17 protein-coding genes are annotated in these 23,287 nt (G+C 61.2%); 14 read left to right on the top strand and 3 right to left on the bottom strand.

What is annotated here, in order from left to right:
• The first annotated feature begins 11 nt into the window (after window positions 1-11).
• The 3 genes from F599_RS0110370 to F599_RS0110360 all read left to right on the top strand — a co-directional run bounded on the left by F599_RS0110370 (window position 12) and on the right by F599_RS0110360 (window position 3,824).
• Window positions 12-1,757: a methyl-accepting chemotaxis protein gene (locus tag F599_RS0110370; protein ID WP_019543465.1), complete on the top strand. Its 1,746-nt coding sequence runs from the start codon at window positions 12-14 to the stop codon at window positions 1,755-1,757.
• Between the two features lie 333 nt (window positions 1,758-2,090).
• Window positions 2,091-2,930, top strand: coding sequence for an Mrp/NBP35 family ATP-binding protein (locus F599_RS0110365; RefSeq protein WP_019543464.1), 840 nt, complete (start codon window positions 2,091-2,093; stop codon window positions 2,928-2,930).
• A gap of 12 nt (window positions 2,931-2,942) precedes the next feature.
• On the top strand, window positions 2,943-3,824 hold the full coding sequence (locus F599_RS0110360) for a DMT family transporter (RefSeq protein ID WP_019543463.1): 882 nt from the start codon (window positions 2,943-2,945) through the stop codon (window positions 3,822-3,824).
• Between the two features lie 102 nt (window positions 3,825-3,926).
• On the opposite strand, the gene F599_RS0110355 is transcribed toward F599_RS0110360, so the two are convergent.
• Genes F599_RS0110355 through F599_RS0110345 form a run of 3 tightly spaced genes read right to left on the bottom strand, consistent with a single transcriptional unit; the run spans window position 3,927 to window position 10,563 of the window.
• Window positions 3,927-4,802, bottom strand: a complete 876-nt coding sequence (locus F599_RS0110355) for a GGDEF domain-containing protein (protein WP_019543462.1) — start codon at window positions 4,800-4,802, stop codon at window positions 3,927-3,929.
• Window positions 4,697-8,680 (bottom strand): EAL domain-containing protein, encoded by a 3,984-nt coding sequence (locus F599_RS0110350; RefSeq protein ID WP_019543461.1) that lies wholly within the window; start codon window positions 8,678-8,680, stop codon window positions 4,697-4,699. Before F599_RS0110350 ends, F599_RS0110355 begins: the two co-directional genes overlap by 106 nt.
• A 56-nt stretch (window positions 8,681-8,736) precedes the next feature.
• Entirely contained in the window at window positions 8,737-10,563 is a 1,827-nt protein-coding gene (locus F599_RS0110345) for a phosphoethanolamine transferase (protein WP_019543460.1), read from the bottom strand.
• A 202-nt stretch (window positions 10,564-10,765) separates the two neighbouring features.
• Between F599_RS0110345 and F599_RS0110340 the strand changes: the two genes are divergently transcribed.
• From F599_RS0110340 to F599_RS14135, 11 genes are all read left to right on the top strand, one after another.
• Window positions 10,766-13,027, top strand: a complete 2,262-nt coding sequence (locus F599_RS0110340) for an anaerobic ribonucleoside triphosphate reductase (protein ID WP_019543459.1) — start codon at window positions 10,766-10,768, stop codon at window positions 13,025-13,027.
• A gap of 4 nt (window positions 13,028-13,031) precedes the next feature.
• Entirely contained in the window at window positions 13,032-13,874 is an 843-nt protein-coding gene (locus F599_RS0110335) for a MurR/RpiR family transcriptional regulator (RefSeq protein WP_019543458.1), read from the top strand.
• Window positions 13,875-14,166: 292 nt separating this feature from the next.
• On the top strand, window positions 14,167-15,480 hold the full coding sequence (locus tag F599_RS0110325; protein ID WP_019543457.1) for a PTS sugar transporter subunit IIC: 1,314 nt from the start codon (window positions 14,167-14,169) through the stop codon (window positions 15,478-15,480).
• Window positions 15,481-15,539: 59 nt separating this feature from the next.
• On the top strand, window positions 15,540-16,829 hold the full coding sequence (locus F599_RS0110320) for a coiled-coil domain-containing protein (RefSeq protein WP_020700573.1): 1,290 nt from the start codon (window positions 15,540-15,542) through the stop codon (window positions 16,827-16,829).
• Window positions 16,830-16,934: 105 nt separating this feature from the next.
• Window positions 16,935-17,237 carry a PTS sugar transporter subunit IIB gene (locus F599_RS0110315; RefSeq protein ID WP_019543454.1) on the top strand — a complete coding sequence of 101 codons (303 nt, stop codon included), beginning with the start codon at window positions 16,935-16,937 and terminating at the stop codon, window positions 17,235-17,237.
• 5 nt (window positions 17,238-17,242) lie between these two features.
• Window positions 17,243-17,569 (top strand): PTS sugar transporter subunit IIA, encoded by a 327-nt coding sequence (locus tag F599_RS0110310; RefSeq protein WP_019543453.1) that lies wholly within the window; start codon window positions 17,243-17,245, stop codon window positions 17,567-17,569.
• A complete protein-coding gene (locus F599_RS0110305; RefSeq protein ID WP_019543452.1) occupies window positions 17,566-19,008 on the top strand; it encodes a 6-phospho-beta-glucosidase in 1,443 nt (480 codons plus the stop codon). Before F599_RS0110310 ends, F599_RS0110305 begins: the two co-directional genes overlap by 4 nt.
• A 68-nt stretch (window positions 19,009-19,076) precedes the next feature.
• Window positions 19,077-19,862, top strand: coding sequence for a beta-glucanase (bglS, locus tag F599_RS0110300; RefSeq protein WP_019543451.1), 786 nt, complete (start codon window positions 19,077-19,079; stop codon window positions 19,860-19,862).
• Between the two features lie 4 nt (window positions 19,863-19,866).
• Window positions 19,867-21,663 carry a glycoside hydrolase family 9 protein gene (locus tag F599_RS0110295; protein WP_019543450.1) on the top strand — a complete coding sequence of 599 codons (1,797 nt, stop codon included), beginning with the start codon at window positions 19,867-19,869 and terminating at the stop codon, window positions 21,661-21,663.
• A 234-nt stretch (window positions 21,664-21,897) separates the two neighbouring features.
• On the top strand, window positions 21,898-22,284 hold the full coding sequence (locus F599_RS0110290) for a RidA family protein (protein WP_019543449.1): 387 nt from the start codon (window positions 21,898-21,900) through the stop codon (window positions 22,282-22,284).
• Between the two features lie 144 nt (window positions 22,285-22,428).
• Window positions 22,429-23,235: a haloacid dehalogenase-like hydrolase gene (locus F599_RS14135; protein WP_019543448.1), complete on the top strand. Its 807-nt coding sequence runs from the start codon at window positions 22,429-22,431 to the stop codon at window positions 23,233-23,235.
• The last annotated feature ends 52 nt before the right edge of the window (window positions 23,236-23,287 follow it).

Below are 23,287 nucleotides of genomic sequence, written 5' to 3'. Positions count from 1 at the left end.
GGGCATGAGAGATGGAAAAGAAAAGCATTCTGGAGCTCGCTGGCTCGAGCCGTCACTCGCTGCGCATGAAGAATCTCGCGATGGCCATCGTGCCGCTGCTCGTGCTGAGCGTGCTCGTGACGCTCGTCATGGTCGTATCCATGCGCAGTGCCATCGTGCATGAGGTCGAGCTCTCGCTCAAGGGAACGGCGACGGTCGTGAAGGCCGCCTATGAGCAGAATTCCGGCGACTATGTGCAGGCGGAGGGCGGCGATATCTGGAAGGGGCGCTATGATATCTCGCGTTCGGGAGCGTTCCTCGATGCGATCAGCGAGAGCTCGGGACAGGACGTGACGTTCTTCTACGGATCCGTGCGCACGATGACCTCCATCAAGACGGAGGACGGGCGGCGCATCGTCGGCACGGAGGCGGGCGAGAAGGTGCAGCAGGAGGTCCTGCAGGGCGGCAGGGCGTATTTCTCCGAGAACGTCGACATCAAGGGCGTGCCGTATTTCGGCTATTATCTGCCGGTCTATCAGCCGGACGGGGGCGAGCCCATCGGCATGGTGTTCTCCGGCATGCCGCGCACGGAGGTGCTGGCCTTCATCTACCGCAGCCTGGCCATCGTCGTCGTGCTCGTGCTCGCTATCCTCGCGGCCAGCGTGCTGCTCATCCGCCGCTACAACTACGCGATGACGCATGCGCTGCGCAAGGCGATCAACGCGGTGCATGATGTGGCGGGCGGCCGCCTCGATACGCCGATCGCGGAGACCATCCTCGCGCGCGATGATGAGATCGGCGTGCTCGGCAACTCCATCGCGGAGCTGCGCGATGTGCTGAAACAGCTCGTCGACCACATGGGCGAGACGACGCAGTCGCTGCGCGCGGAAGCCAACCGTCTCGAGGAGATCTCGGCCGAGACGCAGCAGGGCGTCGATGTCATGCGCCAGGCGAGCGCGGCCATCAGCGAGGGTGCGGCGCAGCAGGCCAAGGACACGGAGTCGGCGTCGGAGAGCATCGAGGTCATGGGCGGCCTCATCACGCAGACGAACGGCGAGGCGCAGCAACTCGGCAAGCAGGCCGATGAGATGCGCGGAGCGAGCGGCGAGGCCGGCACGGCCATCGATGCGCTCAAGGGCGTCAGTGACCGCGTGAGCGAGGTCGTGCAGGACGTCGAGCAGATGATGACGCAGACGAACGAGTCGGCGGGACAGATCCGCGAGGCGTCCGACCTTATCTCCGGCATCGCCGACCAGACGAGCCTGCTCTCGCTCAACGCGAGCATTGAGGCGGCGCGCGCGGGCGCCGCCGGCCGCGGCTTCGCGGTGGTCGCCGAGGAGATCCGCAAGCTCGCCGACCAATCGGACGAGGCGAGCCGCCGCATCCGCGAGACGATCGAGAACCTCCTGAGCGATTTCGCCGGCGTCGTGCGCTCCATGCAGCAGATGCGCGAGGTCATCGACCAGCAGAACAGCCATATCAGGAGCACGGAGACGACGGTCAAGGATGTCGTGGACGGCCTTGGCCGCACGGCGCAGGGCATCGGAACCATCCTCGGCGAGATGGAGCGGCTCGAGGCGGCGCGCGGCGACGTCGACGGCGTGATCGCCTCGCTCGCCGCAGTCGCCAAGGAGAACGCGCGCGGCATCGAGGGCTCGCAGGAGACGGTGCGCCAGGTCGCCGACGGTTTTGCGACGGTGACGGAGGCCGCGGGCAAGCTGCGTGCGGCCGCGAGCGCGCTCGCCGACGATCTCGCGGCGTTCCGCAAGGAGGCCTGATGCGCCGCATGGATCAGCGGGAGAACGGGATATGATTTTCGCGCGTTTGGGTGAGCTTGCCCAAGCGCGCGTTTTTCTGATATACTAAAGGAATCATTGATTCATTCGGCACTCCGTCTTCATGCGTCTGCGTTGTCCTCCCGTCGTCGACAAATCCTCAGAGTAGCCCGCTACGCCTCCGGCTTGTCTCCTAGGGAGATACAGCGCATCCGTGTAAATCCGGAGCACCTCATTTAATCAGTGGTTCCTAGAAAAATAGTAAGACAGCAGCTGCCACCGAGGAGACACGGGAGCAGCTGCGGTCTGTGTAACAGAGTAGGGGAGGAATCTAGAATGAGTGAAGAAAACTGCTCGCATGACTGCGCGTCCTGCGGTGAGAGCTGTGGTGCGCGGCAGTTGCCGCCGAAGGCGCCGCTCAATGAGAAATCCAAGGTGCGTCATGTCATCGCCGTCGTGAGCGGCAAGGGCGGCGTCGGCAAGAGCATGGTGACGGCGCTCATGGCGGTCAAGGCGCGGCAGGCGGGCTATCAGACGGCCATCCTCGACGCGGACATCACGGGGCCGTCCATCCCGAAGGCGTTCGGTATCAAGGGACACGCGACGGGCGACGCGGAGCATCTCTATCCGGCCATCAGCCGCACGGGCGTCGAGGTCATGAGCATGAACCTCCTGCTCGAGAAGACGACGGATCCCGTCGTCTGGCGCGGCCCGATCATCAGCAACACGGTGACGCAGTTCTGGTCGACGGTCGTCTGGGGCGAGGTCGAGTACATGTTCGTCGACATGCCGCCGGGAACGGGCGATGTGCCGCTGACCGTGTTCCAGTCGCTGCCGATCGACGGCATCATCGTCGTCGCGTCGCCGCAGGAGCAGGTGGCGATGATCGTGGAGAAATCCATCACGATGGCCAAGCTCATGCAGGTGCCCGTGCTCGCGCTCGTCGAGAACATGAGCTATTTCAAATGCCCGGACTGCGGCAAGGTGCACCATATCTTCGGCAAGAGCCACGCGGAGGAGATTGCGAAGAAATACGGCATCGGGACGTACTGCCAGCTGCCGATCGACCCGGATCTCGCGACGGCCGTCGACGCGGGTGAGATTGAGTTCGTCATGGAAGACGGGCTCGACCCCATCGTCGAGATGCTGAAGCAGAGGACAGCAGAGGAAAAGTAAGCGGGTGATATCATGAAGGATCGGCGGCGGGGCGTGCTCTACGCGGTGGCGGGCGGCGTCTTCTGGGGCGGCTCAGGCGTCGCGGGGCAGTATCTCCTGCAGGACGCTGGCTTTGCGACCGAGTGGCTCGTGACGGCGCGGCTCATGCTCGCGGGGATCATCCTGCTCGCGCTCGATGCCGCGCGGCATGGCGGAGATATCTTCCGTGTCTGGCGCAGCCGCAGGAACTGCGCGGAGCTGCTCTTTTTCGGCGTCTGCGGCATGATGCTCGTCTCGTATTCCTATTTCGCCTCGATTCGCTACGGCAACGCGGCGGCCGCTACGGTCCTGCAGTACCTCATGCCCGCGATGATCGTGCTCTACACGGCGCTGCGCTATCGACGATGGCCGAGCGGGCTCGAGCTCTTCTGCGTGCTGCTCGCGCTCGCAGGGACGGTCCTGCTCGTGACGCACGGCGACTGGCGGGCGCTCGCGATCCCGCTGCCCGCGTTCCTCTGGGGGCTCGTCGCGGCCGTGACGGGCGCGATCTACACGCTCTCGCCGAAGCGGCTCATCCGCGCGTGGCGCGCGCCGCTCATCGTCGGCTGGGGTATGCTCGTAGGCGGCGCCGCGATGGCGGCGGCAACGCGGCCAGGGCTATGGAGCGGGTGCTGGACGCCGCTTTCCTCGCTTGCGTTCCTCTATCTCATCGTCTTCGGCTCGGTCGCGGCGTTCGCGCTCTACCTCGGCAGCACGAAGTACATCCAACCGAGCGAGGCGGGTGTATTGGCCTCCGTCGAGCCGCTCACGGCGATCGTCCTCTCCGTCGCGCTGCTCGGTGCGTCGTTCGGCGTCCTCGACGTGCTCGGGAGCGCCTGCATCCTCGCGACCGTCGTGCTGCTCGCGCGCCAGTGAGGGGCGGCGGGCTTTTAGCAACCAAGAAAGGTCTCACGGGAGATGCTCTCATCTCCCGTGAGACCTTTCTTGTATTTCACGCTTTGCCGCTGGCCGTGCGGCTCAGCCTCGCTTCTCGTGGCGCGAGCGGTAGTGGCGCGTCTTATCCTCATACATGAGGCGGTCGACTTCTGCGATGGCGGCGTCGATGTCCTCGATGGGCGTGGGCAGGGTGATGGCGCCGAGCGCGGCGCTGATGCCCCGGCGGTGGAATTCCTGTTTGAGTGACTGTCGGATGGTCTCGATTTCCTCCGGCGTCTGCACGTCGCGGATCAGCAGGAACTCGTCGCCGCCCATGCGGAAGACGACGGCATCCGGCTCTTGCCGCAGTGCGTCTGCCGTCTGCTTGATGAGGCGGTCGCCGGCCTCGTGACCCTGCGTGTCGTTCGTGTGCTTGAGCCCGTTGACGTCGGCGAAGACGAGGGCCACCAGGCGCCCGTGGGGAAGCGTCGGCAGGTATTCGGTGAGGCCGCGGCGATTGAATACGCCGGTGAGCTGGTCGATGCGTCCGAGGTGCCGCAGATCGTTTTGCATGTCGCGGTTGCGCAGCAGGATGGCGATGAAGCGCGAGAGCGTGCTGCACAGGAGGGAACTGACGTCGAGGCGATCCTCTGGCGGGTTGACGACCTCGATGTAGCCGTAAGCATGGTCGTCGAGCGAGATGCGCGAGATCGTCAGACGCGTGAGATCCGGCAGATGCGGCACGGCGCCCGGCGTGTGCTCCCAGTAGCTTTCGAGGTCGCGGATGGTGATGACAGGATGATGGATGAACTTTTCATAGATGTGCGCGAGCTCGCTGCGCGGGATGGGCGCAAGCGTGCCCTTGAGCGGCGTCAGATCGTTGGCCGCCCAGTCGTAGGTGAGGTGCAGGGCGGTGCTGTCCTCCTCCATGAGCAGCACGCGCTCGGCATGGAGACGCGTGCCGATGCAGAGCAGCATGCGCTCGATGCCCTTGTCAGGATCTGACTCGCGCACATGGCGAGCCGCAGGGCATCGTTGATCATCGTCTTGTGGTAGAGCAGGTCGTTCCGCTTGGCGCTGCGCTCGCTGTACCGCGTGAGATCCGTGAGCAGCGTGAAGCGGCAGTTCTTGCCGCGCCAGGGGATGAGACCCGTACGGCTGTAATAGTCATGTCCTGTGACGGGATTGTGGATGAGGTTGTGGAGGAACGTGCCGTGACTCAGCTGGGCGGTGTCGCAGTTGTCGCAGGGAGCTGGCTGGTGGCGGTAGAGCTCGTAACATTTACGTCCCTGGTAGGAGGTATCCGCGGGGAGGCCGGAGTCCAGGAGTGCCGCGGGGTTGCAGTAGAGCACCTCGTGCGTCTCGGTGTCGCTGATGATGACGGGTTCCTCGAGCTGGTCGAACGCCTCGCGCTGGAAGATGACGCGGTCGCCGACATAGAGGGATTGGCTGTAATGCTGTTCCTCGGCGTCACAGAGACGCTCGGTGAGCAGGTGCAGCAGACTGTCGAGGCTGCTCGCCTCTGAGCCGTGGGCGAACGCGTACTGCAGGTGGAGCGAGCAGGGATAGCCGTCGACCTCATGGATGTCGTGCACGGCGTTTGAGATCGCGAAGATCCGGTTGCGGCACTCCGTCTCGGAGAGTCGTTTCTGGAAGATGACGAAGCAGCTGCTGCCGATGTACGCGATGCTCCAGTACTGCGGCAGCAGGCGCGAGATGATTTCCTTGAGGCGCGCGAGCAGGAGGTCGCCGCGGCGCTGGTCGGTACGGCGGAGCTGGTCGTAGGCGGGGACATCGAGGATGATGGCGAGGTAGTCCTCCTTGTTCTCGCGGTAGTTCACCTGATACTGCGTGCCCGCCATGAGCATGCCGCGGTAGTTCATGAGGCCGGTACCCTGGTCGATGAGTCCGAGGCTGTCCTGGAGGTCTTTCTGCGCGGCGGCATCGTCGAGATCCTCGAAGTAGCCTATGAGACCGGCGATGCCGCCGTTCAGGTAGATGGGGAACTTCGAGGCGCGGATGGCGTGCGGCGTGCCGCGCACGAGGCAGTGGCCGAGCGCGCCGCGGACGGGCTTGCCCTCTTTGATGACGGCGCGCTCAGCCGCGTGGAACGGTGTGTCGTCGATGTGCCAGCCCATCTCCTCGTCCGTCTTGCCGCGGAGCTCCTCGATGGAGGAGAGGCCGTAGTGATCGAGGAAGGCCTGGCTCGCGCCGAGGAAGCGGCGCGAGCCGTCCTTCCAGAAGAGCTTGAGGTCGGACTGCTCGAGCAGGGTGCTCCAAAGGAACTCGCTCTCGAGGCTTCCGCGCAGGGCGAGGCCCTCTTGCAGGATGCCGTAGCTTTTGAGGATCTCGCCGAGGAGCGCCGCGCGATCCGGTTGCTGGTCGAGGACGTCACGGCTGACGCAGAGCAGGATATCCTGCGCCTGCGTCTTGAAAAGGACGATGAAGATGAAGTTCAGCCAGCGGTAGCTGCCGTCTGTTTGCAGCACGCGGAACGGCGCGGCGACCTCGATGGAGCCGCTCTGCCGCGCCGTGCGGTAGATATTCTCCGCCTGGGTGAAGACGAGGTAGCGCTCGCGGTCGGCAGGATGGATGTAGTTCTTGGCAAAGTCCGCACGAGCCGTCTCGATGTCTGCCAGGTGCCGATTGGCAGACGTGTCCGGCAGCAGGGAGGAGATGATCTCGCAGACATCCTTTTGGTAATTCAAGTAATAGATGCCCTCGTAGAGGTGGAAGATGGTGCGCAGGATCTGGTCGAGCCGTCGCGATTCGTGGCCCTGCATCTCGCTGTCGTGCGTGATGTTATAGAGCTCGGCGCGGTAGATGCGCGTGGAGCCGAGATTCGCGATCGTCTGCAGGCGCAGGCGCATGTACTGGCCGCTGTCGACATAGGTCAGGGACTCCTGCCTGCCGCTTCTGATGGCGCGCTGCAGGAATCTCTGGAACCTCTCCCGCAGGTGGTAGGCGGGGGAGGCGAGGCTCCTGTTCACCTCGTCGAGGCCGTTGGTATGGATGGTACGGAGCGTGCGCTCGTAGGCATCGTTCATCTGCAGGATGCGGACAGAGGCGCCGTCGTCGAGGAGGATGGCGACGGGCGTCTCTGTCGTGATGTCGACGCAGCCCGCCTGCGCGAAGAGATAGGCGTCTGTGCGCGTCTCTGCAATCAGGTCGTGTTCCTGGCAGTGGAGGCGGAGCTCCCTGCGGCCCATAGGCTTGCCGAAAAAGTAGCCCTGGAGTTTCTCGCAGCCGATGGATTTCAGGAATGCGACCTGTTCAGCCGTCTCGACACCCTCGGCGAGCGTGTGCATGCCGAGCTCCTTTGCCATGGGCACGATGGCCGCGAGCAGCTTGCGGCTCGCGGCGTTGAACGAGCGCAGGAAGTTCATATCGAGCTTGATGACGTCGAACTGATAGTCCTTGAGGACGTTGAGCGAGGAGTAGCCGCTGCCGAAATCGTCGAGCCAGACCTGGTAGCCGTTCGCGCGGAATGCCTTGATGCCGTTTTTGATGAGATCGTCATCCTCGACGAGCGCGTTCTCGGTGATCTCGATGCACAGGAGATCGCGCGGCAGATCGTATTTCTGCACGATGTCCTCGACGATCTCGAGCGGGTTTGCGAGTGTGAAGTCGAGCCGGGAGAGGTTGAGAGAGACGGGCAGGCTCGGGCGTCCATCGTCGATGCGCTGGCGCAGATGATGGCAGACGCGGTCGATGACATAGGCATCGAGCTTGTGGATGAGGTGCGTTTCCTCGAGCACGGGGATGAAGTCCGCGGGCGAGAGGCGGCCATGCGTCGGGGACTCCCAGCGCGAGAGCGCCTCGACGCCGCAGATCTTTCCAGTGAGCGTGCGGATGACGGGCTGGTAGTAGACCTTGAGGAAGCCCTTTTGCAGCGCTTCGTCGAAGTGCTCGCGGATGTAGTGGCGGATGGCGTCGCGCTGGCCCATCTCCTCCGTGTAGGCGGCCCAGCAATGGTTCGCATCGCTCTTGACGGTATTGCAGGCGAGCTTCGCCTGGTCGAATCCATACTGGAAGATGGCGGCGTTGTTCTCTGATGTATCATAGAAACGGATGCCGGCTTTGAGCTCGATGCCGGAGTTCTGGATGTAGTCGGCGAAGGCCCGGCAGGCTGCGCTGACGCGCGTCGTCACATCGCTGCTGCCCGCGAGCATCGCGAAATTGTCCGCCGCGAGGCGGCCGATGAGGCGGCCCGGGAAATGCTCGCGGAGGATATGCGCGACCGTGCGCAGGCATTCGTCGCCGCGGGCGATGCCGTAGCTAGTGTTCAGTTTGCGGAAATTCGTGATGTTGAAATAGACGGGAACCTCCTGCAGGAACGTGCCGTTCCGTAGGTTCCGCTTCGCATGTGCGACGGCGGCGCAGAAGAACGCGTGCATGCCGGGCAGACCTGTCAGGGTATCGGTTTCATAGGCGTTGCGGCGCGTATCGGCATCGATGAGCGACATGTAGTAGAGCGGCCCGAGGTCGGCGTCTGTTCCCTGCTGCAGCGTGATTTCCACGCGGCGCAGATGGCCGAGCGCGGTGCGGTACTCGTAGCTGTAGAAGCGGTGGGGCGTATCCTTGGCGGTGGAGCAGCCCGCAAGCTCAGAGAGCGGCAGGTAGTCGTCTGGCTGCAGGAAGTGGGAGAAATGCGTGCCGATTTTCTCGCGCAGCTCGCGGAAGCTCTTGCACTGGTAGAGCGCGAGGGCGTCCTGATTGGCGAAGACGAGCTCCTCCGTGCCGTCCGCACGGAAGAGGAAGATGCCCGGCAGGATGTCATAGGCGGCATGGAGACGGGCTTTGATTTCAGCTGTCAGGGAAACGGGTGGATTGGAAGCATCGTTGTCTCGGCACATAAAAATTCCCCCTGCGTAGATGGAAAGATTGTCATTGAGTGATTGGGGCACCTCGGTCAGAAGCCTGTCTCGACGCCGCCGTCCGGGTCGCTCACGATGAGCTGCTGGCCGAGCATCGTCGTGAGGTCAGCGCGGCTGTGCGCGTAGGTCGGGCTCGTGATGTCCTGGCCCTCCATATAGCGTGAGGACGGCGCGTTGAGCAGGCCGCTCACGGTATCGTAGAGCATGTCGTTCGTGAAATAGCGGCTGCGGTGGTAGCGGATGGCGCGCGTGCGTCCCGGCAGCGCCGCGCGGTACGCGTCTGAGAGGTAGATGAACATCGGGATGCGCACCATGTCGAAGGAGAAGACGTCAGGATTATGCGAGATCGTGAGGTTCTCCCCGTGGTCGGAGAAATAGAGCATGGCCTGCAGGTGCAGGTTCTTCTGCGCGTAGTCGAAGATCTGGGAGAGGATGAAGTCCGTGTAGAGGATGCTGTTCGCGTAGGACTCCACGGAGGAAACCTCGCTCTCGCCGTGCCACTTCGAGAACTCCGTCGGATAGCGGTTATTGTAGTAGATGTGACTGCCCATGATGTGCAGCACGATGAAATTGTTCTGCGCCGGATCGACCGTCTCGAGGTAGTTCAGCAGCATCTCGTCGTATTTGTCGGAGAAGTTGTAGGAGTCGTCCGTCCATTCCGCGTGATCGGCCGTCTTGGCGACGAGCGTGATGGCGCTGTCATACTGGCCGTAGCGTCCCTGGTTGCTGAACCAGTACGTCGCGTAGCCTGCCTTTTTCGCGACGTCGAGGATGGAGGTCGAGTTGAAGAACTCCCTGTCGTTGTACTGGCTCTGCTCCGTGAGCGCGCGCTGCAGCACGGGCACGGTCTGCGACCAGCAGGAGTAAGCGTTCGTGAAGACGTTGAACGCGGGATTGGTGAGCTGGCTGTCGAGCCAGGGCGTATCCTCGAAGGGGAAGTCCGGTGTGAACGCATGCATGTAGTTGCGCGAGGCCGACTCGCCGATGACGACGATGACCGTGCCGGGCGCGCGCGTCGGCAGCGTCTGCGTGCCGTCGATGTCGAGCGCCGCGTAGCGGTCCTCGTGGCCGTCGCCGTAGGTCTGCGTCTCGGCGACATAGGTGCGGACGTCACTGACGAGGCCGCCGAACGAGGTCTGCGGCACATAGTAGAGCAGCGCGGCCGCGCCGAGGATCACGAGCAGCAGCGACGTCCCGAGCTGCGCGTCATCGCGTCCCTGCCGCCGCATCCGCCGCAGCAGGGCGGCATTCACGCGCGCGGCGCAGATGAGGAAGACGGCGAAGCAGGCGACGATGAGGAGCGCCGGCCCCGTGCCGACGTTCGACTCGATGAAATCGATGCTCTCGTGCCAGTTCGTGAGGTAGAGCGCCATGAGCGAGGCGGGCGAGAGGCAGTGCCAGACGATGCAGTAATAGGCGTACTGGATGAACGGCACGACGAGCGCGGCGAAATCGAGGAGCGCGAGCTGCGCGGCGGCGAGGCGCGTGTGCCGAGAGAATGCGAGTGCGGACGAGAGCCCCGTGAGCAGCAGGAAGATCGCCGTACCGACGACGAAGTCGAAGCAGATGAGCGACTGGTACCAGACGCTCTGATACGTCCAGGCGTAGAGCAGCGGAAAGGCGGAGCACCAGCCGAGCCCTGCGAAGAGATGGAAGAGCCCCGTCCGCTCGAAGAGCGATAGCCCTGTCGCCCGCTGTGCGAGCACGAGCAGCGCGAGCACCGGGAGCGCGATGGGCAGGAAATAGTCGGCGCCCATGTCCTCGCCGATGTCGCAGTAGAAGGCGATGAGGCAGATGAAATAGATGCAGGCAGCGGTCAGCTGTCGGATCAGCGTATCCTGCTGGTCGGGGGAGATTCTCATGACGTGTTCTTCCTTTATCTTCTTATATTTATGGCAACAAAAGACAAATTTCCTATGCTATTTTACATGAAATGCCTGTATTCGTCAATTTTCCATATTGCGTTCGCGGGGATTCTCTGCTACAATATGTTCCTGTCAGACATAACTAAAACCACAATATGTTGAGAAAAGGGAGGGAAACGCCCCCATTTAGGGGCGTACGATGATGTTGAAGACAGTAACGAAGCGCACGGGGTTCACGGTCCCCTACAACCGTGAGAAGATCTACAATGCCATCCGTGGGGCCAATGAGGATGGCAAGCAGCAGATGACGGAAAAGGACATCGACGAGGTCACGAGCCAGGTCGAGTGGGATTTTAAGGACCGCGAGAACGTGAGCGTCGAGGAGATCCAGGACATGGTCGAGCAGGAGCTCATGAAGTACGACTTCTACGACATCGCGAAGCGCTACATCATGTATCGCCAGCGCCACACGGAGCGGCGCAAGGCGCAGCAGCACCTCATGGAGACGTACCAGGACATCTTCTTCGCGCCCGCCGAGGACTCCGACCTCAAGCGCGATAACGCGAACATCAACACCGATGCCTCGATGGGCATCATGCTCAAGCTCGGCGCCGAGGGCGCGAAGCATTTCGTCGACAACTACGTGCTCGACGAGCGCTTCGCGGCGGCGGATAAGGAGAATTATATCCACATCCACGACAAGGACTTTTCTCTCATCACGTTCAATTGCTGCCAGATCGATCTTTTGAAGCTTTTCCACGGCGGTTTCTCGACGGGGCATGGGTTCCTGCGCGAGCCGAATTCCATCCGCGCCTACGCGAGCCTCGCCTGCATCGCGATCCAGAGCAATCAGAACGATATGTTCGGCGGGCAGAGCATCAACGCGTTCGACTACGCGATGGCGGAGGGCGTGCGCAAGTCGTTCCGCAAGGCGGTCGTTGACGAAGCGCGCAAGTCCATCATCTACCGCTTCGAGGAGGAGTCGTTCCTCAAGGAGGAGCCTTTTAAGACGGAGTTCCAGGATGTCATGGACCTCGATGACTGCCTCTACGCGGAACAGGTGGACTCAGAGCGCGGCAAGCGCGGCATCGAGGCGATCGGGCGCGCGCTCACGGAGCTGCTCGCGCGGTACGGCAAGCCGACGCGCGACGCCTATCTCGACGCGCGCAGCATCTACCGCCTCGCCTGCGCTGATGTCGAGGAGGAGACGCACCAGGCGATGGAGGCGCTCATCCACAATTTCAACACGCTCCACAGCCGCGCGGGCGCGCAGGTACCGTTTTCCTCCATCAACTACGGCATGGACACGAGCCCTGAGGGACGCCTCGCGACGCGCGAGACGCTCAACGCCATCTGGGCGGGGCTCGGCAACGGCGAGACGGCCATCTTCCCCATCTCCGTATTCCAGCTCAAGGCGGGCGTGAACTACAACCAGGGCGATCCGAACTACGACCTCTTCCTGCAGGCGTGCAAGACGAGCGCCAAGCGCCTGTTCCCGAACTTCGTCAACATCGATGCGCCGTACAACCTCCAGTATTACAAACCCGGCAACTACAACAGCTGCGTTGCGACGATGGGCTGTCGCACGCGCGTGATGAGCAACGTCAACGGCCCGGAGGAATCCGGCTCGCGCGGCAATTTCTCGTTCACGACCATCAACCTGCCGAAGCTCGCGATCGAGGCGAAGGGCGACGTGAAGAAATTCTTCGAGCTCTACGACCACTACATCACGCTCTGCCATGACTATCTGCTCGAGCGCCTGCACGTCATCGAGCAGAAGCATGTCTACAACTATCCGTTCCTCATGGGGCAGGGCGTCTGGATGGACTCGGAAAAGCTCAAGCCGACGGACTCCATCAAGGACGTGCTCAAGCACGCGTCGTACTCCATCGGTTTCTGCGGCCTCGCGGAGTGTCTCGTCGCGCTCACGGGCAAGCATCACGGCGAGAGCGAGGCGGCGCAGAAGCTCGGCCTCGAGATCGTCGGACACATGCGCGCGCGCACGGATGCCTACACCGAGGCGGAGCATCGCAACTGGTCGACGTTCGGCACGCCGGCGGAGAGCACGGCCGGCCAGTTCCAGCGCGCGAACCGGAAGAAATACGGCATCATCCCGGGTGTCACCGACCGCCCCTACATGACGAACAGCAGCCATGTGCCCGTCTACTATCCGATCAAGGCCATCGACAAGATCCGCATCGAGGCGCCGTACCACGCGCTCGAGAACGCAGGCCACATCGCCTACATCGAGATGGACGGCGACCCGACGAAGAACGTCAAGGCGTTCGAGGCTGTCGTGCGCGCGATGCACGACGCCGACATGGGCTATTTCTCCATCAACCATCCCGTCGACCGCGATCCTGTCTGCGGCTATACGGGTATCATCGAGAACGAGTGCCCGCACTGCCACCGCAGGGAGATCGAGCACGGCCACCTGGTCGTGCCGCGCATGAAAGCGTGAGTGTATGAAGAATCTCGTCGAACAACTGCAGGCGAAGGAGGGGTTCTCACCGTCTGAGTGCATCCTCGCTGATTTCCTGCTTGGGAATTTCCGGCTGCTCGCCGGGATGTCGACGCGTCAGCTCGCGAAGGAGACGTATACGAACTCCGCGGCCATCGTGCGCTTCAGCCAGAAGCTCGGCTTCGGCGGCTATACGGAGTTCAAGGTGCAGTTCCTCGCGGAGATGATGGAGCGCATCCGCAATCCGCAGGTGACGGATTTCTCCATGACGGACCGCGACACCGTCCAGTCGCTCATGGACAAGGTGACGGGCCTCGAGGTCGAGGCGCTCCGCTCGACGCGGGGCATGCTTGACGCGGCGCAGTTCATGCGCGCGCTCGCCATGCTCTCCAAGGCCCAGCACATCGACTTCTACGCGATGGATGAGAACCTCAACATCGCGCAGATGGCCGCCTCCGGATTCCTCATGGCGAACAAGGGGACGACCGTCCATCCGGCGATGACGATGCAGTACCTCTCCGCGGCGGGCATGCAGAAGGGGCACGTCGGCTTCTTCATCAGCCGCACGGGGGAGAACCGCATGCTCATCGACATCGCGCACCTCCTGCGCCTGCGCTCCGTGCCGCGGCTGCTGATCACATCGGCGCCATCGAGCACGCTCGCGTCCCTCGCGGACGTGACGTTCCCCGTCGCGACCGTCGATACGATGGAGAAGCTCGGCCCGCGCATCTTCCTGCTCGGCGCGAAGTATGTGACGGATCTTCTTTTCGCAGTCCTCATGACGCGGCTCGATTTCTCCGACGCGAAGAAAAAGGAACAATGGCTCAACGGCCATTTCCATTATTGATTGTTTTTGACCAAAACGCCTCAGCGCTTGCTGGGGCGTTTTTTTGTAGCGCTGTTACAGGCGACACTTTTTATGAAAGAAAAATGAAACAGCATTGTTTCTTATTGTTTCCTTCCTGTTGAGCGGGAGAAGCTCCTTTGTTATGATGGCATTGTTCTTGAGGAGCATAGAGATCGCAGACGCTTCTCAGACATATCACCCATACGGTACCAAATGGGGAGAAGGCTACATGCACAAACGTCCGCTTAGTGGACATTGTGCATCGCCCTTACGATAAATAGGAGGGAACTATATGGATCGACAGAAACTCTTTGACAGCTTCATCGAGTTCATGGGACGATTTGCGCAGCTCAAGGCGGTTGCCGCGCTGCGTGACGGCTTCATCATGACGACGCCGTTCACGATCTGCGGCTCGGTGTTCCTGCTGCTGGCCAATCTCCCAGTGCCAGGTTACGGTGATTTCATGAGCTCGCTGTTCGGCAAGGACTGGACGGCGCCGCTCAACGCTGTGGCCGGCGGTACGTTCAGCGTACTCGCGCTCATCGTTGTATTATCCATCACCTATAAGTATGTGGAGAATGAAGGCTGTGACGCGATGATGGCGGCCATCCTCGCGCTCTCGACATTCCTGATCCTGATGCCGCCGACCATCACGACGAAGGAGGGCGCCATCGTCGGCGACATCATCCCGAAGGCCTGGGCGGGCAGCAACGGCGTCATCACCGCCATCCTGATCGCGTTCTTCGTCTCGTGCGTGTTCTGCTACTTCGAGAAGCACCACATCGGCATCAAGATGCCGGATGCCGTGCCGCAGGGCGTGGCGCGCGCGTTCTCCGCGCTCGTGCCGGGCATGGTGTTCTTCACGACGGCGTCCGTGCTCTACGGCCTCTGCCACTACGTCGGCGCGACGACGCTGCCGGAGCTCATCTTCAAGGTCATCCAGACCCCGCTGCAGGGCCTCTCGGACTCGCTTGCGGGCGGCACGATCATCGTCAGCCTGCAGAGCATCCTCTTCTGGGCCGGCATCCACGGGCCGAACGTCGTCGGCGGCGTCGTGAGCCCGCTGCTCATCGCGAACTCGCTCGACAACCAGCATCTGCTCGATATGGGCATGTCGCTCGTCAACAACCCGCAGGCGAAGATCTTCACCTGCCAGATCAACGATGTCTTCGTCAAGAGCGGCGGCTGCGGCCTCACGTTGGGGCTGCTGATCGCGGGCCTCTTCACGGCGAAGTCCGACCAGCTCAAGTCGCTGATGAAGATGGCGTTTGTGCCGGGACTTTTCAACATCAACGAACCGATCATCTTCGGCCTGCCGATTGTCTTCAATCCGTATCTCTTGGTGCCGTTCGTGCTCGTGCCGCTCTTTGCGATGTTCATCACCTGGTTCGCGATTTCCACGGGTTTCATGGCGCCGTTCAGCGCCGTGCAGGTACCGTGGACGACGCCGCCGGTCATTGCGGGCTTCCTGCTCGATGGCTGGCAGGGCGCGGTCATCCAGATCGTGAACCTGGTTATGGCGACGGCAATCTACTTCCCGTTCCTGAAAGCACAGGATAGAGCATTCCTGAAAGAAGAGCAGGAGAACGAAGCAGAGCAAGCATAACAATATAGAAGAAATCTGTATAGGGGATTCATGAAGAAGTGAAAGAGAGGATGGGTATTATGAAGAAGAAACTCGAAAAGACCTTGGCCATGAGCGTGCTGCTGGCGCTCGGCAGCACGGGCTGCGTCTTTGCCGCGCCGGCGGCGGAGGACACGGACGCCCGCATCGCGGCGCTCGAGCAGCAGCAGCAGGAACTCGCGAAGGAGCTCAAGGCCCTCAAGAGCGAGAACAAGAAGCTCAAAAACCAGAGCAACAGCCAGAAGAAGCAGATCACGGGCATGAAGAACAGCGTCAATGAGGCGCTGAACCGCTTTTCGCTGCATGGCTTTGGCCGCGCTTCCTGGGACAATGACAACATCAAGGGGTATATTGATAAAAACGATAATAACCGCTACTACCTTGATTTAGAGGGAAAATTCCAGGTCAACAAGGACTGGAGCTTCAATTTCCAGAGTGAGACAAATCACCGCTACAAACACCTCGTGCAAGAGGATGGTACAGCTAAATATCATCAGGGACATGATGATTCCGATGGTGTGATCCAGCGCGTTTGGGCAGAGGGAAAGGTCGGCGTTGTCAATGTAGATATTGGCCGTCGTTGGCGCGGACTCGGTTTCCAGAATGTGCTGCTCGGCAACGAGACGGACGGCGTCGTGCTCAGCACGCCGATTCCTGGCAGCAAACTGACGGGCAAGGCTTTCGTGCTGACGCCGACGGATGCAGGATATGATTTCACGCTCATGGGTGTAGGCGCCCAGGGTCAGGTAGGGCATGGACTCCAGGTCTCTTTGGCAGCCGTCAAGACGAATATCAGCAGGAATGACAGGATGGGAGAGAATGTCTATGATGATAAAACTCCCCATGATCCGCGTCACAATACGGCAGGCTCTTTTGGTTATGTACTCAGTGCGATGTGGAATCCGATGAAGAATATCTTCCTCATCGGCGACTATGCGCGCACGAATATGAAACCCTACGATACGGCTTGGGATTCTTGGATGCCCGCAGAACAGCAGCATCGCGTGAGACAAGGCAATGATTATATGACGTTCCGCGTGAACTATCGCTGGTCGAACATCAATGATCCGGGATCGTTCCAGCTCTATAGCCGTTATTACAATTATTCGAGTAACGAAAACGATTTGGTCGGTATGTTCGGTGACAAGGAGTGGGGTCTCCTGCAGCCGGGTTCGCATGGGTGGGTTTTCGGGTTCAAGTACGTGCCTGCCAAGAATATCGAGTGGGAAACCATGTACGAGTATGCGACAGCGCATAATGGGCTTTGGAACAAGAAGAATGAAACGTACCATCGCCATTTCCTGCGCACACAGATCGACTATCATTTCTGAGCCTGTCTGATGCCGCCCTGCGCGGCGCGACGCATGTATCCTTGCGAAAAGATCAGCAGCGCTCGATGCTTTGAACTTTATTTATCCAATAAGGAGTGTTCCTCAATGAAAAAAATTGTGTTGCTTTGTGCCTCCGGCATGTCGACGAGTATTCTCGTGAAAAAGATGAAGGAGGCTGCTGCTGCCGCTGGCAAGGACTACGAGATTGCCGCTTACTCCGCCTCGGAGGCGGCCACGAAGGCTGCGGACGCCGACGCGGTGCTGCTCGGTCCCCAGATCCGTTTCTCCAAGGACAAGATCGCCGCGGAGCTGCCAGGCGTGCCGGTCGAGGCCATCGACATGCGCATGTACGGCCGCATGGACGGCAAGGGCACGGTGGAACTCGCTGAGAAGATCATGAAGGGGTGAGCGACATGGGTGATTTAGAGCAGATTGCTTTCCAGATCATCTCGATGGTCGGTACGGCGCGCAGCTCCTACATCGAGGCCATCCAGGCCGCGAAGCAGGGTGACTACGCCAAGGCGGAGCAGCTCATCAAGGAAGGCGACGAGGCATTCGTCGAGGGGCATGACGCGCACACGAGCCTGTTGACGCGCGAGGCGTCGGGCGAGAAGAACATCGTGAGCCTGCTCATTCTCCACGCGGAGGATCAGCTCATGAGCGCGGAGGCCTTCAAGACCATCGCGCTGGAGTTCATCAGCGTCTATCAGCGTCTGGACGGCAAGGAGGAGACAGTATGAGTTTTCCGAAAGGATTTCTTTGGGGCGGTGCGGTCGCCGCGCATCAGCTCGAGGGCGCGTGGCAGGCAGGCGGCAAGGGGCCGTCGGTCGCTGACGTCATGACGGTCGGCGGCCCCGGCGTGCCCCGCGAGATCACGGATGGCGTCCTGCCCGGGAAGTACTATCCGAACCACGAGGCGATCGACTTCTATCACCACTACAAGGAGGATATCGCGCTGCTCGCGCAGCTCGGTTTCAAATGTTTCCGCACCTCGATTGCCTGGACGCGCATTTTCCCGAACGGCGATGAGGAGACGCCGAATGAGGCCGGTCTCAAGTTCTACGATGACCTCTTTGATGAGATGCATAAGTACGGTATGGAGCCGGTCATCACCCTCTCGCATTTCGAGCTGCCGTATCATCTGGTGACAGAGTACGGCGGCTGGCGCAGCCGCAAGCTCGTCGATCTTTTCGTGCGCTTCGCCGGGGTCTGCTTCGAGCGCTACAAGGACAAGGTCAAGTACTGGATGACGTTCAACGAGATCAACAACCAGCGCAATCTGGACGATCCGTTCGCGTCGTTCACCAACTCGGGCGTGCGCTACGAGGAGGGCGAGGACCGCGAGGCGGTGCTCGCGCAGGTCGCGCACCATGAGTTCATCGCCTCGGCCAAGGCCGTCGTGCTCGGTCACAAGATCAATCCTGATTTCGAGATTGGCTGCATGCTCGCGATGTCGCCTGTCTACCCGGCCTCGTGCCGGCCGCTCGACCAGATCGCGGCGCTCAAGGAGATGGATCGGACGTTCGCGTTCGCCGATGTCCAGTGCCGCGGCCACTATCCCGCGTATCTCCTGCGCGAGTGGGAAAGAAAGGGATTCAAGCTGCAGGTCGAGGACGGCGATATGGCGCTGCTCGAGGCGAGCAAGGTCGATTATTTCGCGCTCTCCTACTACATGAGCTTCGTGAGCGAATATGACGCGGCGGCGCCCGGGGCGCGCAAGGAAGTCCCGAATCCCTATGTCAAGGCCTCGGACTGGGGTTGGCAGATCGATCCGGTCGGCCTGCGCTACACGCTCAACGTGCTCTCCGAGCGCTACGAGCTGCCGCTGATGATCGTCGAGAACGGCATCGGCCTGCATGAGCAGCCCGCATCTGACGGCATCGTGCACGACGATGAGCGCATCCGCTATTTCGCCGCGCACATTGAGCAGATGAAGCGCGCGGTCGAGGAGGACGGCGTCGCACTCATGGGCTACTGCCCCTGGGGCCCCATCGACCTCGTCTCGGCGAGTACGGGCGAGATGGAGAAGCGCTACGGTTTCATCTATGTGGACAAGGACAACAAGGGAAACGGTACGCTCAAGCGCGTGCCGAAGAAATCTTTCTATTGGTATCAGCACGTCATCAAGACGAACGGGGAGGACCTCTCCGTAGAGGATGTACCTGCGACACAGGAATGAATGTCGCATCTCATTCGCGGTGCGGCCTGCGCCGCGCGCGTGACAGAATGAAAAGGAGGAAGATTCTCATGAAGATGAAAAAACATATGCTGGCAGCAGCCGTACTCGCGGCGGCGCTTTCGCCGCTCGCGTCTGTGGCACCGGCGCAGCCCGTGGCGGGCATCGCCTATGCGTCTCCGGCGGCGGAGACGCAGGCAAGCGACGCGTTCTCGGTGGATTTCAAGAAGGGTTGCCCGGCGCTCTTCGAGGCGTCCGACGGCTGGACGAACGGCAATCCGTTCAACGTGTTCTGGCACAAGGGCAATGTGACGTTCGAGGACGGAGAGATGCAGCTCATCATTGATAACGACGATCAGCAGAGCCAGGTGCCGTATTCCGGCGGCGAGTTCCGCAGCAAGCAGTTCTATGGCTACGGCCGTTATGAGGTCTCGATGAAGGCCATGAAGAACGACGGCGTCGTCTCCTCGTTCTTCACGTACACCGGCCCGAGCGACAGCAATCCCTGGGATGAGATCGACGTCGAGGTGCTCGGCAAGGACACGACGAAGGTGCAGTTCAACTATTTCCGCAACGGACAGGGCGGACATGAGCACATGTACGATCTCGGCTTCGACGCGTCGGAGGATTTCCATACGTACGCGTTCGAGTGGCACAAGGACAAGATTATCTGGTTCGTCGACGGCAAGGAGGCTTACCGCATCGAGGGCGCGAACATGCCTGTGACGAAAGGCAAGATCATGATGAACGCTTGGGCGGGCAAGAACGTCGATGACTGGCTCAAGGCGTTCGATGACTCCGATCTGCCGATCATGGCGGAGTATCAGTGGGTGAAGTACACGCCGTCGGAGGACTGAGCCGATGAAATCATATAAGATGAAACGGCTCGCGCGCCTCGTGCTCGCAGGCTCGGCGCTCGCCGCCAGCTGCCTGACGGCAGCGCCGGTGACATTCGCGGCGGACGCGGCGGCTGCGGCTGCCGCGCCGGAGGCCGGCCTCCATGTCGACCAGGTGGGCTATCTCACCGGACATGAGAAGAAGGCGGCGGTCAAGGACAGCGGGGAGACCGCGTTCTCCATCGTCGATGCGGCGACGGGGGCGACGGTCTACGAGGGGAAGCTCTCAGCGGCGAAGCTCGATGCGCTCTCCGGCGAGCGCCTGCGGCAGGCGGATTTCTCCGCGCTGCGCAAGGCCGGTACGTACCGCCTGAAGGTGGGCGCGCAGACCTCCTATCCCTTTGCCATCGGCGACAATGTCTACGCGAAACCCGCGGTCTACGCCTGGCGTTCCTATACGCTCGCGCGCAGCAACACGCCCATCGACGATCCCGTGACGGGGCTGCATCTCGCGGGCGGTCATCCGCAGGATAAGGCGGCTGAGGTCTATTTCACCGACGCGCTGAACAAGAAGGGCGACAAGCTCGATGCGACGGGCGGCTGGTATGATGCCGGCGACTACGGGAAATACATGACGACGGCCGCCATCGCCTCGGCGCAGCTCCTCATGGCCTATGAGGAGGAGCCGGGTCATTTCCGCGCGGGACAGCTCGTGTTCCCCAAGGGCGTCAAGGCGGAGAAAGGCCTGCCTGACGCGCTCTCCGAGGTGAAGTTCGAGCTCGACTGGATGCAGAAGCTCCAGCGCAAGGACGGCAGCACGTTCCACAAGGTGGCGGGCATGACGTGGCCGGGATTCGACAAGTCTCCGGACACGGACACGCAGCCGCGCTTCGTGTTCGGCAACTGCTCCTCTAGCTCTGCGATGTACGGCGCGAGCCTCGCCATCGGCGCGCGCGTCTACGCGCCGTTCGACGCGCGCTACGCGCGCCAGCTGCGCAAGAACGCCGAGCGCGTCTGGAGCTATCTCGAGCAGCACCCCGAGCCGCTCTACCGCACGGACGAGGGGCAGGAAAGCGGCTCCGGCCCGTACAACAAGGCGACGGATCTCGAGGAGCGCATCTGGCTTGCCGCGGAGATGTTCCGCACGACGGGCGACAAGAAGTACGAGGCCTATCTCAAGAAGGTCAGCGACCGCTTCACGCAGAAGCCGGGCTTCTACACCTGGGACAACTGCCTCGCGCTCGGCCAGTACGCGTATCTGAGCGCCGCTGGCGCAGATCCCCTGCTCACAGGGCAGGTGCGCCGCGCGTTCCTCGGCTACGCGGACGAGCTGCTCGCCAAGACGGAGAAAGATCCATTCGGTTGCGCGCTCTCGGCGGAGGAGTATACCTGGGCCTCGACGAAGAACGCGCTGACGGAGGGCTCTCTGCTCCTCATGGCGAACCGCATCGCGCCCAATCCTGCGTATGTAGAGGGAGCGCTCTCGCAGCTTCATTATCTCTTCGGGCGCAACAGCCTCGACAAATGCTTCATGACGGGCGTGGGCAGCAATATGCCGCTCCACCCGCACAACCGCATCCATGAGAGCACGGGCGCCTATGTACCAGGCCTCGTCGTCGGCGGGCCGAACCACGTCAGCGGCGGCGATCCCGACCAGACGAAATACCTCGAGAGCGGCAAGATCCCCATTGCCAAATCGTATCTCGATGTGCTGATGTCCTGGTCGACGAACGAGTACGCGATCGATTACATCGCGCCGGCCGCTTACCTCCTGGCTTATTTTGCGGAGCCGGCAGCGTTCACTGCTGACACGCTGAAATAAGGAATACCTCCTTTTTCTTCCCAATTTTCTATTTCCGCAACTGCAGCGGGCTCATGTGTCACCCCCCTCCCCAAAAAAAAGGCGCATGAGCCCGCTGCTTTTTGTCCGCATGATATGCGTGTAACATTGTCAAGGGGCGCCGTTTGCGGTAGAATGAATGAGAAGCACGGAGACAATGCTTCTTTGGGCAGCGGCGCGACAGGCCGCGCAATCTTTTTCAGGAGGATGATATTGATGAAGATATTCCATACGGACAAGGCGCCGGCCGCGGTCGGCCCGTACAGCCAGGCGGTCGCGGCAGGCGGCATGCTCTATCTCTCCGGCCAGATCGCCATCGATCCCGCTGCGGGAAAGATCGTCGCGGCGGATATCGCCGGCCAGGCCGAGCAGTGCTGCCGCAACGTCGAAGCCGTGCTCGCGGCCGCGGGCGCGGGCATGGAGCATGTCGTCAAGACGACCTGCTTCCTCGCGGACATCGGCGACTTCCAGGCCTTCAACGCGGTCTATGCGAAGCATTTCGTCTCCAAGCCCGCGCGCAGCTGCGTCGCGGTCAAGGATCTGCCGGCCGGCGCGCTCTGCGAGGTCGAGGCCATCGCAGAATGCCCTAGAGAGATGAAATGATATAAAAATAGAATAAATATACCCAAAAAACAGGATAATTAAGACAAAAGACGGATGCAACCCAACAGAAAACATGATATGATAGTGCCATCAAGGGAAAAGAGAGGCAAGCGTCTCATTCTATTTCTCTAGGGGGTATCGTGTATGTTTATGAAAAAGGGGAAACTCTGTGCGGCGCTGCTCGCCATGAGCATCGCTATCGGTGGTGCGAGCTTCCAGATGGATGCGGAGGCTGCGACGCGCGCGGAGATCGGGCAGATTTCCGTGAATCAGAAGGGCTCTAATTTCCAGTATTGGAACAAGGATGCCGCTTCCTACAAGGCACTCACGAACTATGTGAAGACGGTGACGAACAAGAAGAGCGCGGATTACATCCCGCCGGAGGATCGCGTCGCTGTCTTCGATATGGACGGAACGCTGCTCGGCGAGCGCACGCCTTCGTATTTCGAGTGGATGATGTATGTGCATCGCGCACTCCATGACCCGAGCTATACGCCGTCTGAGGAGGACCGCGCCTACGCGAAGGTCGTAGAGGATGCCATTTATGCGCACGCGATTCCGGGCGATATGGAGCGCAAGGAAGCGAAGTCACAGGCTTCCGTCTTCGCCGGTATGACGATTCCTGAGTATGACGACTATGTGCGCCAGTTCATGGAGACGCCGGCGGAGGGACTCACGAACCTCAAGCGCGGCGAGGAGTTCTACCTGCCGATGGCTGAAGTCGTCTCCTATCTCAAGGCGAACGACTTCGATGTCTGGATCGTCTCCGGCTCGGATCGCGAGGCGCAGCGCGTGCTCATGGAGGGTGTGCTGCCAATCGAGCGCGACCACTTCATCGGCACGGATGCCTGGATCCTCGCCTCGGGACAGGGCGATACCGACGGGCTCGACTACGTCTACAATCAGAAGGGGCTGTTGCACGTATCAACAACGTGTAGCAGCCCCTTTTAGTTTGCAAAAAAATGTTGCCAAGGACTTAAAAATCCTTGGCAACAGGCGTAAA

The sequence above is a fragment of the Selenomonas bovis DSM 23594 genome (assembly GCF_000381005.1).
Lineage (GTDB): Bacteria > Bacillota > Negativicutes > Selenomonadales > Selenomonadaceae > Selenomonas_C > Selenomonas_C bovis.
The sequence above is the reverse complement of the archived record's forward strand: the minus strand, read 5'-3'. Positions and strand labels throughout refer to the sequence as shown.